The organism is Isosphaeraceae bacterium EP7, assembly GCA_038400315.1.
GTDB lineage: Bacteria > Planctomycetota > Planctomycetia > Isosphaerales > Isosphaeraceae > EP7.
This window is the reverse complement of the sequence record CP151667.1, coordinates 1562387-1577035: the sequence shown is the minus strand read 5'-3', so window position 1 is coordinate 1577035 and position 14649 is coordinate 1562387. Positions and strand designations below refer to the sequence as shown.

At 68.7% G+C, this 14649-nt stretch carries 9 protein-coding genes; 1 reads left to right on the top strand and 8 read right to left on the bottom strand.

Annotation, left to right across the window (positions count from 1 at the left end; all coding sequences use genetic code 11):
* Position 1: 1 nt before the first annotated feature.
* A complete protein-coding gene (locus EP7_RS06125) occupies positions 2–2464 on the bottom strand; it encodes a DUF1549 domain-containing protein (protein WP_463526863.1) in 2463 nt (820 codons plus the stop codon).
* A 191-nt stretch (positions 2465–2655) separates the two neighbouring features.
* On the opposite strand from EP7_RS06125, the gene EP7_RS06120 reads away from it, so the two are divergent.
* Positions 2656–3219: a GbsR/MarR family transcriptional regulator gene (locus EP7_RS06120; protein ID WP_463526862.1), complete on the top strand. Its 564-nt coding sequence runs from the start codon at positions 2656–2658 to the stop codon at positions 3217–3219.
* 10 nt (positions 3220–3229) lie between these two features.
* Here EP7_RS06120 and EP7_RS06115 read toward each other — a convergent pair whose 3' ends face one another.
* The 7 genes from EP7_RS06115 to EP7_RS06085 form a co-directional block, all read right to left on the bottom strand.
* A complete protein-coding gene (locus EP7_RS06115) occupies positions 3230–4837 on the bottom strand; it encodes a hypothetical protein (protein WP_463526861.1) in 1608 nt (535 codons plus the stop codon).
* The gene (locus tag EP7_RS06110) at positions 4801–7224 is read right to left on the bottom strand and encodes an ABC transporter substrate-binding protein (protein ID WP_463526860.1); all 2424 of its coding nucleotides are present in this window, start codon (positions 7222–7224) and stop codon (positions 4801–4803) included. The genes EP7_RS06115 and EP7_RS06110 overlap by 37 nt, the downstream gene beginning before the upstream one ends.
* A 19-nt stretch (positions 7225–7243) precedes the next feature.
* Positions 7244–10708: an outer membrane protein assembly factor BamB family protein gene (locus EP7_RS06105; RefSeq protein WP_463526858.1), complete on the bottom strand. Its 3465-nt coding sequence runs from the start codon at positions 10706–10708 to the stop codon at positions 7244–7246.
* Positions 10709–10775: 67 nt separating this feature from the next.
* The gene (locus tag EP7_RS06100; protein WP_463526857.1) at positions 10776–11723 is read right to left on the bottom strand and encodes a hypothetical protein; all 948 of its coding nucleotides are present in this window, start codon (positions 11721–11723) and stop codon (positions 10776–10778) included.
* Positions 11720–13363, bottom strand: a complete 1644-nt coding sequence (locus EP7_RS06095; RefSeq protein WP_463526855.1) for a HEAT repeat domain-containing protein — start codon at positions 13361–13363, stop codon at positions 11720–11722. Before EP7_RS06095 ends, EP7_RS06100 begins: the two co-directional genes overlap by 4 nt.
* Positions 13364–13468: 105 nt before the next feature.
* Complete coding sequence (locus tag EP7_RS06090) at positions 13469–14308, bottom strand: 3-keto-disaccharide hydrolase (protein WP_463526854.1); 840 nt, start codon at positions 14306–14308, stop codon at positions 13469–13471.
* Between the two features lie 106 nt (positions 14309–14414).
* Complete coding sequence (locus tag EP7_RS06085; RefSeq protein WP_463526853.1) at positions 14415–14645, bottom strand: hypothetical protein; 231 nt, start codon at positions 14643–14645, stop codon at positions 14415–14417.
* Positions 14646–14649 lie beyond the last annotated feature (4 nt).

Below are 14649 nucleotides of genomic sequence, written 5' to 3'. Positions count from 1 at the left end.
ATCAGTGGTTGAAGGCGAACTCACGCGAGTTCAGGAGCGACCAGAACAGGTCTTCCGCCGCCTCACGCATCGAAGGATCCTTCTTCAGCTCGGCGGCCCAGTGGTCGCGTTCGAGGTCGGTCGGGGCCCGGCAGACGGTGCGCATGTAGAGGTTCTCGACCACCTCGTCGGGCTCGGGCGCCAGTTCGAGCAGGTGGGTCAGATAGCCTCCCAGGCTCGTCACCTTCGATTCGATCACGTCGCCGCCGATGAGCAGCAGCGACTGCCGCAAGCTCAGCGACGGCGTGGCCACCGACGCACATCCGGTCATCCGCCCGCAGCGGCCGAACGCGTCGAGGATTGTGCTCGGCTTCGCGGGATCGACGATCTCGATCGCGCGCCGGGCGCTCAACTGATCGGCGAATTGATTGGGCACGCCCGTCGCCTGCGCGATGGCGTCGGCCATCTGGTGGGCCGTGAGGGGCCGGGGCATCTGGTGCGAGAAGAACCGCGAGTCGTGCTCATTGCCCGCCACGGTCGCCGACGACAACGCATAGGCTTCACTCGTGGCGATCGTGCGGACGAGGTCGCGCAGATCGAACTTGTGCGCGATGAAGTGGCCTGCAAGCGCCTCGAGCAGCTCGGGGTGGACCGGCGGATTCGATCGGCTCAGATCGTCGGGCGGGTCGACGATCCCCTTGCCGAAGAACTGCGACCAGGCCCAATTCGCCGAAGCTCGGGCGAACTGCGGATTCTTGGGGTCGGTGATCCAAGCGGCGAGCGGCTTGCGCGGATCTTCGGCGGCGGCCACCACGATTGGGGTGCCGTCCAACTGCCGGGGCGTGGCCGGCTTGCCGGTCCTCGGGTGGTCAAGCTTCCCTTCGGGATTGATCCGGACCGTCATCCGGCCCATCCCGCCGCTCTGCACCTTAGTGAACGCGGCGGCCAGTCCGTAGTAATCGTCCTGGGTCCAGACGTCGAACGGGTGGTCGTGGCACTGGGCGCAGCGGATCCGCAGACCGAGGAACCTCTGGGCGGCCAGCTCGGCCTGGACCTTGGGGTCGGGGCTGTCGAGCGCATAATTCGCCGCGCCCCCTTCGAAACCGGACGGGTTTCCGGTCGCTGTCAGAAGCTCTCGGACCATCGCGTCATAGGGCGTATTCGACGTCAGGCGTTCGGCCAGCCAGGTCTCGTATCGCGCCGCCCCGGCCCCGAGCCGTGCCGACGTGATGGCCAGCAGGTCGCCGAACTTGAGTTGCCAGAACCGAACGAAGTCGCGGCTGGCCAGCAGCCGGTCGACCAGCTTGTCGCGCTTCTTCGGGTCGCGGTCCGCCAGGTAAAGCCGGACCTGCTCCGGCGTCGGTTGCTCGCCCGTCAGGTCGAGCGAGACTCGTCGCAGAAACGCAACGTCGCCGGCCACGGGGCTGGGCGGGACCTTCACGGATTCGAGCCGCTTGAAGAGCATCTCGTCGATGAAATTCGCACGAGGTCTCGCCTTGAAGTCATACGCCAGGTCGGGGTTGATCGGTGTCCCCACGCGGAGGCTGACGACCTTGTCCTGATACCTGACGACCAAGTCGACCTCCGCCCTTCGCTTCAGCTCGACCCGTCCGTTGGCATCAACGGTCGCCGAAGAGTCGTCGAGCGACGAGTACGCCGCAAGACGGGTCACGTCGCGGCGATGGCCGTCGGCGTAGATAGCCTCGACCCTGAGTTGCCTGATCCCAGGGCCGGGCAGGATCATCGAACCGGGCTCGATGGCCAGCGACTTCAAAGGGCCGTGCGGCTTGCCCAGCTCGCGCGGGGCCCCCGCGGCGACCCAGGCCATCAGCGTCTTCGCCTCGTCGCTCCCCGCAGTAAACCTGAGTCCGCCGGCGTGGCCGACGGTGCCGGTCGCCTTGGTCACCAGCAGGCTCGATTTGGGGTCGAGCAGCGAGACCCGCCGGCCGGACGAGTCGCGGCAAATAGCCACGAAATCGGCCTCGTGGTCGTAACCGGTGAACGACAGCTTGAAGCCGTTCTGGCCGTCCTTCTTGCCGTGACATCCGCCTGCGTTGCACCCGCCACGGGTCAGGATCGGCACGATGTCCTGGCCGAAACTCCAGGGCCGGCCCGACCGTTCGGCCACGTTCAGCGTCGCACGCCCCGTGGCGAGTCCCGCCTTGACCGCAACCACCGCCTCTCCGGGCCCGATCGCTCGCACGTAGCCGCCCGAGTCGACGGAGACCACCCCCGCGGGGGACGCCGTCCAGGTCGCGTCGGCCAGTTTCGCATCCGATCCGACGACGATGAGCTGGAGGCCCGAGTCATCGGGACCAAGCGTTGCAGCCGGCGGGGAGACGACCAGGCTGGGGGGAACCCGAACCTGGACGGCCGTCTTGACGGCCGCCTTGGGGACGGGCTGCGGATCCGGAAGCGGGATGTTGCCGCCGCAGCCGGCCGAGAATCCGAGCAGGAGGCCGCCGAGCATCGATCGTCTGGGCATGTGCTGACCCCTCCCCCGCGGGGGATCGAAGGCCCTGACAAACGTCGAAGTGAGGTCCCATCCTAAATCGTGAACATCGTTTTGGCAAGTCCTCCGAATCCAGGCCGAAACGGCCCGCCTCTCATTGACCGGCCCCGGCCGGCGGTCTAACATTTCGGTTGGGACTGTCGCGACCGAAAGGACGGTGGGACGTGGAATTGACGCCGGCGGCGAAGAAGTTCGTGCTCCACTGGGGAGAGATGGGCCAGGCCTGGGGCATCAACCGGACGATGGCGCAAGTGCACGCGCTCCTGTTCGTCTCGCCGGAGGCACTGGATGCCGAGTCGATCAGCGCCCTCCTCGATGTGAGCCGATCGAACGTCTCGACGAGCCTGCGCGAGTTGATCACCTGGGGCGTGGTGCGGCGTGTGCATATCATCGGCGACCGCCGCGACCGATTCGAGGCCCTCAAGGACGTGATGGAGACGTTCCACGTCATCATGGCCGAGCGCAAGCGGCGCGAGATGGACCCGACCATCGCGCTGTTGGAGCACTGCGTCCAGGAGGCCAATGCCGGCGGAAACGCCGAGCAATACACCCGCGAGCAGCTCGAGAAGATGCTCGACTTCACGCGGATGGTGACCGCCTGGTACGGCTACATCGACCGGATGCCGACCCCCGCGCTGCAACGCCTGTTTGCCGGTGGCGCCAAGATCGCCAAGATCTTCGGCCTCGTCGGCCACGAGCCGGCCGAGACCGTCGCCCAGAAGCCTTGATGTTCGGGCTTCAGAACGGGACACCTCCCTTCGCCGGCGCGGGTTTCTTGACGGCCGGGGCAGCGGGCACCTCGGCCGGGGCAGCCGGTTCCGTCACGGACTCGGGCTGGGCGAAGGCAGCGGCGCCGGGCAAGACCTTGGGGATCTCGGTGCCGGCTGTCTTTTTGGCGGCCTTGGATTTGTCCTTGCCCTCGGCGGGCGCGGCGCGGCCCTGGGCGATGGCCTCGGCATAGGCGTTGAAGGCCTCGTCGTCGAGGTAGCGGTCGATGAGCGCCTGGACGTCGGCGACCTGGGCCTGGGCGGTCTTGGTGAGGATCGGGGTCTTCGTCGCCGCCTGCTTCCGGGCGGCCTCATCTTTGAGCTTGGCGAGGCGGTCGGCGAAGCTTGCCTTGGGGGTGAGCTTGCGGAACTCGGCCAGCGACTCGTCGGCGGCGTTCCAGTCGCTCCCGGCCAGGCGAGCCTTGAGCCTCGATTCCAGACGGGCCCGGACCGCGACGACGTCGACGATCGCGTCCTTGAGGGAGTCGAGCTGGATCTCAAGGGCAACGGTCAGGGTCTTGGGGTCGAACGGGATGGTGTGCTCGCCGCTGACGTCGCCGGGCATGGCGGGGAACTCGACCATCGGTTCCACCGATCCGCTGAGCAACCGGAAGACGAGCAACTCGCGACGCACGCCCGGGCCGAGCGCGATTCGGCCGTCGCGATCGGTGGTGCCCACCTCGAAGGGCGCCCCGTCGGGCACGGTCCGGGCCGTCAGAACATACCCGGCGGCGGGTGCCTTGTCGGGTTCGGTGGTGAAGCGGAACAAGGTCGGCTGATCCGAGGGCTTCACCCCTCGCGCGATCAGGCGGTTGCGGCGGGCCACTCTCCGCGTGAGCGGGTCACGCAGGCCGCTGACGATCGAGCAGCGAGCGACGGCGCCCGCCAGCGAATCGACCTTCAGATAGCTCCAGCGGATCTCGTCGATCTTGAGCGTCGCCCCGTCGGGAGACTGGAAGATTCGATAGGGCCTGAACACGGTGCCGGGCGCGACGACCTGTCCCAGGGGAGATGCCGCGGCGAGGCCCGCGCCCTGGACGGTGATCGACACTCCGCCGGCCGCCGATTCGTCGATGCGTGCGCTCGGGACGAACAGGTCGAGGGCGACGCGAAACAAGGCCCTTGGCAGCTCGGCCGGGACGATTGCGGTACGAAGGTGAATCGGCCCGAGGGTCGCCGTCTCCGGGTCGAAGGATCGGCCCGAAACGTCCAGGCCGGTGCCGGAAGGCTCGACACGGATCAGCCAGAGGCGGTCGGCCCCCTTGGCGGGTTCGGAGAGCGAGGCCGGATCGATCGAGCCGAGCGAAACCGCGAGCTCCCCCTCGCCGTCGACGACGTCCAGTTTCCAGGGAGAGCCGACGAAGCGGTTGACCAGATCACGCCAGGAAGCCACCAGCGCGGCACGCCCCTTGGGGTCGATGCGTGCCTCGGGCGCCGTCGAGAGCGAGACGCGGATGGCGTAGGGGGTCCGCTCGGTCGGAGTCGCGGGCTTGGAGTCCTCGGCGCGGGCGAGCGAGGTGGCGAAGGCCGAAGCGACGACGATCAGGGCGAGGAGGGCGCGGCGTCTCGTGCAAACCACGGCTCGACCTCCCAGGTTTCGATGTTTTGATACAAGTCGTCGGCCGCCTCGGCGGGGCCCTTCAGGTGGTCGCGCCAGGCGTAGTGGTCCTTGAGCTGCCAGAGCGGGAGGATCGGCAGCTCGTCTCGCACCTCGCGGTCGATCTGGATGACCAGGGCTCGGGCGGTCGGCCACTCCGGGGCCCTGTCGAGCAGGAGCAGCAGCTGCCTGATCCTCGGGCTGGCGATCGACGCGAGCGCATCGGCCGAGGGGGCCGCGTCGTAGCCCGGGCAGAGGAACGGGCCCGCGTCCCAGGCAGGCTCGGCGCACCGGCCAACGCGATAGGCCAGGTCGAACTTCCGCCCCGCCCTGAGGGCCGATTCCAGCTCGGACTCGGGCCGCTCGATGAGCCTGATCTCGACGCCTGCAAGCGTGAGCATCTCGGCAATCCTGGCCGCCACAACCCGAGCGTCGGGCCTGGCCGGATACTCGAAGTCGAAGGCGAGAGCCACGCCGTTCAGCTCCTTACGCGCGGCGGCCACCAGCATCCGAGCCAGGAGCGGGTCGTACCCGAGCGCGGGGACGTCGGGAGCGTCAGCGTAGCTCCCCTTGGCGAACGGGCCGTCGAGCGGCCGGTTCACGTCGTCGACCGGGTGCTTGAGCAGGACATCTTCCAGCAGCAATCGCCGATCGATGGCCGTCGACATGGCGCGCCTCAGCGTCCTGTTCCGCAGCAGCGGGTTGCGGCCATCCAGCGCGATCCGGTGCAGGCTCGGGCGGTTGTAACTGCCGATCTTGATGCCCGGCATGGCGGAAAGCTCGGCAATGCGATCGGGCGGGACGCGTTCGAGCAGGCTGACGTCACCGCGCACCAGGGCCGTGACGGTGGCCTTTGCCGCGTCTCGAGGAAGCTCGACGATCCGGCGGATCGGCGCGGGACCGGTCGCCAAGAAGGTGGTGCGATCTGAGGCGACCTCGCCGAGCTGGTAGGCGCCGTCGGAGACCGCAATCCGACCGCGATCCTGCGTCGGCACCAGTCCTTCACGGCCGCCGTGCGCAGGGCCGACCGGGTCGAGAAGCCAGGCCTCGGGCTTGAGGACGGATCGCGTGAATCGCAGGCCGACACGTCTCTCGTCGAGGACTTCCACCTGATCCAGGAGGTCGGCCCAGCGGGCCTGATAGCCGGGCGAGCTGGCCACCGCTCGATCGGTCAGGTTGCGTGCCACGTCGATCGCGGAAACCGGGCGGCTGCCATCAGACCAGGGGACGCCCTCCTTCACGCGGATCTCCAGGCGACGGCCCAGCTCGGCCACCTCGATTCCCGAGGAGACCTGACCGGGCGTCTCTCCCTTGCGCGAGGCATCGTCGTCACGCGCAAGTAAGGGACGATAGATCAGCCGCGCCTGACGGTCCGCGGCGGGCGAACGAGGCCAAGGGGAAGGCACGCCCGCGACCTCGTTGACCCCGACGAACAGCGTGGGGGCGGCGCGGAAGGCCTCCGCGAATCGGGGTGTCAGTCCGTCCAGCGAAGGCCAGACGCGGGCCGCCTCGGTGAGGGCGTCGAGCTTCGCGAAGCCTTCGAGCTTGTCCGACGAGTCGGCGGCCCCCCTGGCCCGCTCGACGAACCTCGCGGTCGAGGCGACCACCACGGGGTGCCCGGGGGCGATCGAGTCCAGCTCGCGGATCAGGGCACGTCCCTTGGCGAAGGCGCCGACTTGCAGCGACTGGTCAACGCGCGACGAGTAGGCCTTGGCGAGCTGCTCGGCCAGGCCTGGGTAGTCGGGCTTGCGTCGGCTAAGGTCGCCCAGCAGCCTCAGACCGCGGTCGCGGTCGTTGTCCATCAGGGCCTGGGCACCTTCCTCGTAAAGGAGGGTGTTCACCTTCTCTTCCAGCCCGCTCCAGGCGGGATCGCGCTGGCGGACGACGAGGAGGCGTTCGAAGGCCTTGCCGAATTCGCGATCGCGGGCCAGCCTGTCGGCCTCGGCGATGAGCATGTCCTCGAAATACTCGATCTTCTTGATATTCTTGCGCTTGACTTTGTAGTCGCGCATCTCGCCTTCGAGCAGATGGATGACGACCATGCTGCCGGGCGGCCCGTCGTCGTCCTTCACCTCCTCGGGGCCTTCGTCCTTGGCCTGCCGGTTCTTGCGCCTGTTCCTGGCGCGGACGGGCACGTCCTCGGCCTTCTTCTCCTTGGCCGGATCGTATTCGGGCAGCGGCCTGGGGGCGAGCGGCTCGATGTCGTAGACGCTGTTGTCGACCAGCGTGATCCGATCGAATGGGCTGCCGCTCAGCAGGTCGGCGGGCCGTTCCGCGTCTTCCGCCCAGGCGCAGGCGACCACGCAGGTCGCGGCCAGGCAGGCCGCGAGGGCGCGTCCGAAGGTTCCCGATCGATTCACGGAGAGCATGAGGCCGGCCCCGTTCGGATCAAGGTCGAATGAGCTGCAAGGTGCCAAGGCCGGTCGGCAACACGACGCCATCGACGAGCGGGATCGGGCCGCCGACTGGGACGACGCCAAGCTCGCGGCGATCGATGGGCGTGCCGTCGGCGAGCGCAAACCGGCTGACGGCGCCGTCGCGGCCGACCACGGAGATCTGGCCCTCGCGGATCGAGGGAGGCCCCGCGGCGGATGACTCGCGCAGCCGCTGGCTCCAGAGCCGACGACCGTCGGGCCCGATCAGCAGGAGGTTTCCCGCGGCGTCGGCCACGAAGACGTGCCCGTCGACCGCAACCGGGCCGACGACCCGTCGTGCTTCGATTGGCCAGGCGCCCGAGGGGCTGAAGTCACGACCCGAGAGCGAGCGGACCCGGCCGTCGGCCGTCGCCACGACGATCGAGGTGCCCGTCGATGCGGGGTCGGCCACCAGGGGTTGATCGAGCGAGACCTCCTGCGACGCGACAAGCCTGGGTGCCGGTCCCTTGGGCAGCTCGAGCTTGCGGAGCTTGCCCGACGCATCCGCCAGGACGACCGAGCCGTCCTCAAGCGCGACCGGGGCGAGCCAGCGGGTCGGGCTGGAGCGATTGAAGGTCGGCACCAGGGGCTCTGCCCGCGAGGCGCCTGTCTTGGGGTCGATCCAGTAGACCAGGCCATCGACACCGGGCACCAGCAGGCCGTCGCCCCAGGCCAGCGGAGTTGCGGCCAGCGGGGTGGGCAGGGCCAATTTCCTGGGGTCGCCCGCCACGTCCTCGACGAGCACATCATCCACCTGGCCGCGAGGCACCAGGATCACGCTGCCGGCGACCTCGACTCGGGCCAGCTCGCCTGCGGGCAACCGGAACGTGCCGGGCTGCGGCAGGGGACGCTCGATGAAGCCGCCGGCGTGCAGCCGTTCCGAGGCCAGCGGGGCCAGCTTGCCGCGGACGTCGACCACACCGATCGCCGCGCGGTCGGGCATGGCCGTGGGAGGTAGAGGCCAGGCAGAGCCGAGGATCGTCTTCCAGCGCACGGCTCCCGAGGCGGGATCGACTCCCCAGAGGGCGACACCCTGAGCTTCGGTGTACTTCTGGGTGAGGATCAGGAGCGAGCCGGAGAGCTGAGGCGGCGCGAGCGCCGGGCCCGCCTCGCCCAGCGTCCAGGCATTGGCCAGGGCGGCACGCTCTGGGTCGAGCGTCAAGCGAGTCGAACGGCCCGACGCGATCAGAACGTCCCGATCGGTCGTGGCCAGTGCGTAGGCCGGGCCCGACGACTCGGCGTCGGGGGCAAGCCGTGCAACGGGAGTGAACGGTGCCTTGGACTCATAAGGGCCCAGCGAATACGCCACCGTTCCGGCGCGGTCGCTGACGCCCCAGATCACCGAGCCCGACGACGCGGGGGTGCCCCAGCCCCAGCCGGCGAGCGGCACGGTCTGCACCGGCCTGGGCCTCGCGCCGTCCTGTTCCAGCACGAAGACCCGCCAGCGGCCCGCGTCGATCCCCTGGTTCTCGGTGACGACCAGATAGCGGCCGATGCGTGCCGGGGGACACGGGATGGTCCCCGAGTCGTGGCCCAGGTATTCCACCGAGGTGCAGGCCATCGGGTCGCGGGCTACGACGAACAGGGTCGCCTCGTCGCCCGGCACATAAAAGAACTGGCCCGCCTCGTCGGCCGCGACGACCCCCGCGAGCGGCCGATTCAGTGATAACGTGCCGCGCACTTCCCCGCTTCCCAGGTCCAGCACCACCAAGGTTCCGCCGGGCATCGCCTGCACCATCTGGTCGCCGAGCACCAGTGGGGGCGCGACGATCGGCTCGCCCATGGGCTGGCGCCAGAGCAGCTTGCCGGTGCGTGCTTCCAGCCTCAGCAGCTCGTCGTGGCGGGAATCGAAGGCCAGGACCGAACTTTCATCGCCGGGGATCAGTTGCGGCCTGAAGGGGCTCGAAAGCCCGACGGGGACCTGCCAGAGCGGCGTGCCGGACCTGGCATCCAGGCCGAACGCGAAGCCATCGGCGAGCGCGAAGACCATCGGAGGCGTCGGCGTGTCCGGCGGCGCCGCGGCGGGCGGAGATCGGAGGACGAGGGTGGTCGGCGGGCCGAGCGGCTCGATGCCGGGCTGGCTCTCGGCGGGACGCCGCGACGGGTCGAACTTCGCCGCGGCGCGGATCAGGTCGTTCGCCTTCGTCAGCCGCTCGATCAGCGACCGGTCGCCGGCGAGGTCGGAATAGGCGGCCACGAGCGCATCGCGGGCGTCGTATGCGCCGTCGGGTGAAGAAGCTTTGATGGCGGCATCCATCGCCGCCAGCGTCGAGAGTCGGGCCTGGGCCTTGGCGACGGCGGCTCGGGCGTCGGCCAACTTGGCGGGCGCCCGCGACCGGTTGAGCTGAGCGTCGGTCGCCTCGCCCGCGATCGATCGGTGGAGCTGGAGGGCGGCCTCGGCCTCGGCCAGGCCTGCGGGGTCGCCGGAGACCTTGGCGCGGTCGGCCAGCCCCTCGGTCGCGGCCACCACCAGTTCGCCCAGTTCCACATTGTAATCGCGGTAGGCGGGAACCTCGCCGACCTTCCCCACCATCTCCCGCGCCGCGGTCACGGCGTTGGACCACGACGGGGCGGCGCCCGAGGCGAACTGGCGGACACCGGAGAGCGCGCTCATCACCGTCGCGCGTCCGGCCCTGGAATCGGTCTTGTTCGCGGCGAGGAACCGATCGAACTTATCCGCCGCGTTGCGATAGTTCCCACCGTCGTAGTCCTCGATCGCCTGAAGGAACAGGTTGTTCGCCGTCGTGCGTACGATGACGCCATACAGCGCCCAGCCAAGTAAAGTCAGCGCGACGATCGACGCGGCGAGACCAAGGATCAGCGGGGAGCGAGCGATCTCTTCTCGACCCGGGGTGTCGTCTCGGGGAATCCATGACGTGAGGCGTTCGAGCGGGAACTTCCGCAACAGGCGAGCCGAGAGCGTTTCTCGCCTGGGCTCGGGGACGAACTCCTGCTCGACGACCTGCTTGGAAGGGGCGACTCCCAGCGCCTCGAACCAATCCGGGCTATCGAGCTTCGAAGGGCGACTCGCCTGGACGGCCTTCCTGGCGACGGCCTTAGCCCTGGCCGCCTTCAGGGTGCCCGACTTCGGCGTTCGGGCCGTGGGCGGGGCCTGGACAATCGTCGGCTCGTCGGCGGCGGGCTGGGCATCGTCGCGGATCAGGAAGATCCGGCAGTTGCCGACCCGGACCTCGTCCCCTTTCCGCAGGCTGGACGAGGTGAGGAGCTTGCCGTTGACCTCGATGGGCGGGCAATCGGGCGAGGCGTCGACCTTGAACCGGCTCCCCTTCCAGCGGATCCGCCCGTGGATGGGCTCGATCCCCTCGCCTTCGAGCACGATGTCGCACTTCGGGCTTGTCCCGAACAGGAGCGTGCTCTCGCGGGAGATCGCCTCCCGCCTTACACCTCCGCGGCCGTCGTGCACTTCGAGCGTCGCCATGCAGGGTTCCGGTCCTGGGTCGAGGGGATTCGATCGAGCGGGGATCGCCGGCCCGCCGCGGCGTCTCTCAGCGGAGTAAATCCTGGGCCATCACGTCGAAGCCGTAGCCGTCACCCTTGGGCACGACATTGAACCGGGTCATCCGGATCTCGATGGGTTGGCGCCCTTTGTATCTGACTTCGAGCTGGGCCAGGGTCTGTTCGACACCCTTCGGGTAGAAATGGAACAGGGGCATCTCGCCGGGGTCGATGCCGGCCTTCTTCAGCAAGGCGACGTCGGAACCTTTGCGCCCCTGGCCCTGCCAGAGGAAGTAGAGCCGGTCGTCCCCCTGGCCCGATCCGCTGCGGACCCTGGGCTTGTCCGACGAGAGCCCCGAGGCGTAAAGCATCTGCTTGCCCGAGACTACCGCGAGTTCCACCCCGAGTCCGTCGAGCTGGCGGGCATATTCCTCGGCGGTCTGACCGGGGTTGTAGAGGATGCTCCATCGCTGCTCGCGCGGGACTCCGCCGTCTCCGGGCCCGAAGCCTAGGCCGGGGCCTCCGGTGCCGAGCTTCGATGACCTCTTGCCGCTGGCCACGGCGCCGCCGTTGGGCATCACCGCGCCCAGGTCGACCTCGGCCAGGCTCTCGCCCGCCTCGGACACGGCGTCGAGCATCGCCGCGGGCGTGTTCATCACCGAGGGCTCTTCGAAGTCGGCGGCCACTTCCTCGTTGTTCGACGCCACGGCCCCCGCCTCGGCGCCCGGCACGTCGATCGACTCGGTCGAGCCGGGCGTGCCGTCAGGGCTCCCGCCGCCTCCGCCGAACACATCGACGATCTCCAGCGGGGCCGCGACCCGGCCGTTGTACCCCTGGTTTGTCAGGTAGACGAGAAAGAGCCAGCCGACCACCAGACTGGTGCCGACGACGACGGCCATCAGCATCGAGCTGACGCGGTCGAAGTCCGACTCGCCCCTGACCCTGGGATCGACCCGCGCGGGGACCTTCCCCGTCGGTGACGCAATCGAGGCGCTCATGGCGTGGCCCTCGCATCGGTCTTGGCGGCGGGGGCCTGAGGCTTCTTCTGCTCCTCTTCATCGTCCAGGCTGATCGGCCGGGTCGATCGATACCAGTCGCCCCAGGCCTTGACGGCCGCCGCTCGCTGCTCGGCCGTGGGGGGAATCGGCGGGCCGAGGCCTTCGGGCTTGCGGCTGAGCAGTTGCAGGCCCGCTCGGGCCTCGCCCACCACGGCGTCATCGGGGTCGTTCAGTGCCGAGATCAAGCTCGGCGCCAGGTCGATTTCTCCCATCCGCGCCAGCCCCCAGGCCGCGACCCTGCGGACACCCGGATCTCGGTCGCCGATGAGCTTGAGGAATCGATCACGCTGCGGCTTCAGGGCCGAGGGTCCTTCGGTCCGGTAGCGTGTGACCAGTCCGGCCAGTGCCGCGTCGGCATCGGTGGCGCGGGGGTCTTCCAGAACGGCGAGCATCCCCTCGACCGCCCCGTTCATCGGCCTGACGACGACACGCCCGCCCGCGACGGTCAGGTTGGAGAGATCCTTGGGCAGGCCACGGCCGCCGAGCAGCGTCCCGGCCCCCAGCCGTCGGACCTCGACCGCCTTGATCGACTTGGCGGTCGACTTGGTCATGAACAGCAATGCCCAGGAGGACTCGGCCTCGTCGCCAAACCGGTCCGTCCAGCCGCCGTCGGGCTTCTGCGCGGACAGGATGTACCGCTCGCCCATCGCATACCAGTCGATCGATCCGATCATCTTGCGATCGCTCAGGGCGGCCAGCCGCTCCACGCCGTAGAGGGCGTAATAGCGGGACATGCCGGTGCGTGCATCGCCGCCGATGAAGAAGTTCCGGCCGATCCAGTTGATCCCCCGGGCCACGGCCTGGCTGATGCGCGGGTTGGAGGTCGTCGGCTTGTACAGCAGGTTCCGTCCGCCCGAGCCGATCGGGTTCAAGGGGATGAGCAGCGGGTTGGAGACGCTGGCGAACTGGCGGTGCAGGTTGAGCTGACGCTGGCAGATGAGCAGGCTGCCCAGGCCCGCGGCGGTCATCGAGACGGTCTCGGGCGAGGCGCCGTCGTCCCGGTGATAGTTCCAGCTGCCGATCGGGCTCTGCACCGACAGATACCACTGCGCCGCCCGGTCCCAGACCTCGGGGCTGACGTCGACGCCGGCATTCTCGGCCTCCCAGAGCCCGAGCACCGCGTACTGGCTGATCGACGTGTCGCCGGCGGTCCGCGCGTCGTAGTCCCACGACCCGTTGGGCTTCTGCTTCGACATCAGGTATTCGGCCACGGCCTTGATGAGGGGCTTGTGGGCCTTGGGGTCGTGGTTCACCAGCGCCAGGGTGACCACGCCCGCCTCGTAGATGTCATGCCCGCCGCGTCGCTCGGGGTCATAACTGCCGCCGCCCGGGAAGCGGGTCATGATCTTGGAGATGAGCAGGCCGAGCGCGGCATCGCCGGGCGGGACCTCGGCCTTGATCAGGGCCAAGGCCATCAGGGCCGACTCGCCCACCTGCATGCCGCCCGACGCGCGACCTCGCAGGAAGGCCACGCCGCGGCCAATCGCCGGGTTGTTTCCCTCGACCTGGGCATGCACCTGCGATGACGAACCCAGGAGGGTCGCAATCGCCAGGCCGAAGATGCGGAGGGGATGGGTCATGTCGACGTGCTCTCGACCCGGGCCGGACATGCGTGGGCACGCCCTAGATTGTACGCCCGTGGAGGCCGATTGGGACCACATCCCCTCAATTTCATCCCTCGCCGCTCACTTCGTCGGCTTGATCAGCGGCCTGATCTCGATCTTGCGGAAGAACAGCTCTGCCCCTTCCGACTGGAACTGGAGCTTCCCCTCGGTGTGGCTCGACTTGCTCGCCTGGTTGACCAGCAATCCGTTGAGGATCACGGAAATATTGCCGCCATCGCAGATCACTTCCAGTCGATTCCACTCGCCCGTCGGCTTCTCGACGTCGCGCTTGCCGCGGATGCCCAGCGTGTCGGTCCAGGCGGGGTCTCGGCCCCACCAGTTGATGCGGCCCGCGTCGCGGGTGACGGGGGGCGCCCCCTTTTCGAAGTAGAGCTGCTTGTCGGGCCCGAGCCGCGCCTCGCAGGTCATGTTCGGCTTGTTCTTGCCCGCGACGACGATGAAGTCGCCGACGCCCCCCTCGATGATCTGGCACTCCTGGGATTCCATCCAGTGCCCGCCGACCGCGCCATCGGCGCCGACGCAATGGAGCAGGATGCCCGAGTCGCGCGAAGCTTTGACTCGGGGAGGCCACGTCTTGGTCCCCCAACGCCACTCGGTGACGAGGTGGTAATCGCTGAAGTTGCCGCCGGTGGCCAGGCCGCCGAAGTCTTCGCCCGAGATCCTGATCTGGCCGTCCACCACGGTGAAGACCTTGTCCGGATCGGCGAACTTGTTCTTGTGGGTGTAGGGGTAGAAGCCCGTCAGGTCCTTGCCGTTGAAGGCGAAGACCGGCGGGCCCGACTCGACCTTGGGCGGGTTCTTGGCGTAGTCGGGAACGGCCGGCGAGTCGGCCAGGGCGCAGAGCGGGATGAGGGCGGCCAGGCAGGTGCCGAGGGCCGCCAGGGGCTTGGGCAGACGCATCGCAGTCCTCTCGGGAGGGGGGAGTTGGGGCGGGGTCATCCGGGCTTGGCGGGCCGGATCGTAGCAGGCGCGAAGCCCCCCCGCCAGAGTCTCGCCTCCCTCTCCCTCAGCGGCGCTGGCGGTGGACTTCAGCCCCCTGCTGGCGGCAGAGCTTCTCGACGGCTTGCAGCTTCTTCTCGTCCGGGCAGGGGATCGAGAGCAGCATCCCCTGGCCGGTCTCGATCTTCTCGGGCGGCGTCACTCCGAGCTTGTCGCTGGGGATGCCGATGGCCGCGAGCATCTGGATCGTGACGTTCCCCTGGGCGGCGTTATAGAAGAACGCCACCACGCGGGTCATCGGT

Coding starts and splice junctions, on each gene's coding strand:
- EP7_RS06100 (WP_463526857.1), bottom strand. CDS start 11,723: ATGAGCGCCTCGATTGCGTCACCGACGGGGAAGGTCCCCGCGCGGGTC.
- EP7_RS06095 (WP_463526855.1), bottom strand. CDS start 13,363: ATGACCCATCCCCTCCGCATCTTCGGCCTGGCGATTGCGACCCTCCTG.
- EP7_RS06110 (WP_463526860.1), bottom strand. CDS start 7,224: ATGCTCTCCGTGAATCGATCGGGAACCTTCGGACGCGCCCTCGCGGCC.
- EP7_RS06125 (WP_463526863.1), bottom strand. CDS start 2,464: ATGCCCAGACGATCGATGCTCGGCGGCCTCCTGCTCGGATTCTCGGCC.
- EP7_RS06090 (WP_463526854.1), bottom strand. CDS start 14,308: ATGCGTCTGCCCAAGCCCCTGGCGGCCCTCGGCACCTGCCTGGCCGCC.
- EP7_RS06085 (WP_463526853.1), bottom strand. CDS start 14,645: ATGACCCGCGTGGTGGCGTTCTTCTATAACGCCGCCCAGGGGAACGTC.
- EP7_RS06105 (WP_463526858.1), bottom strand. CDS start 10,708: ATGGCGACGCTCGAAGTGCACGACGGCCGCGGAGGTGTAAGGCGGGAG.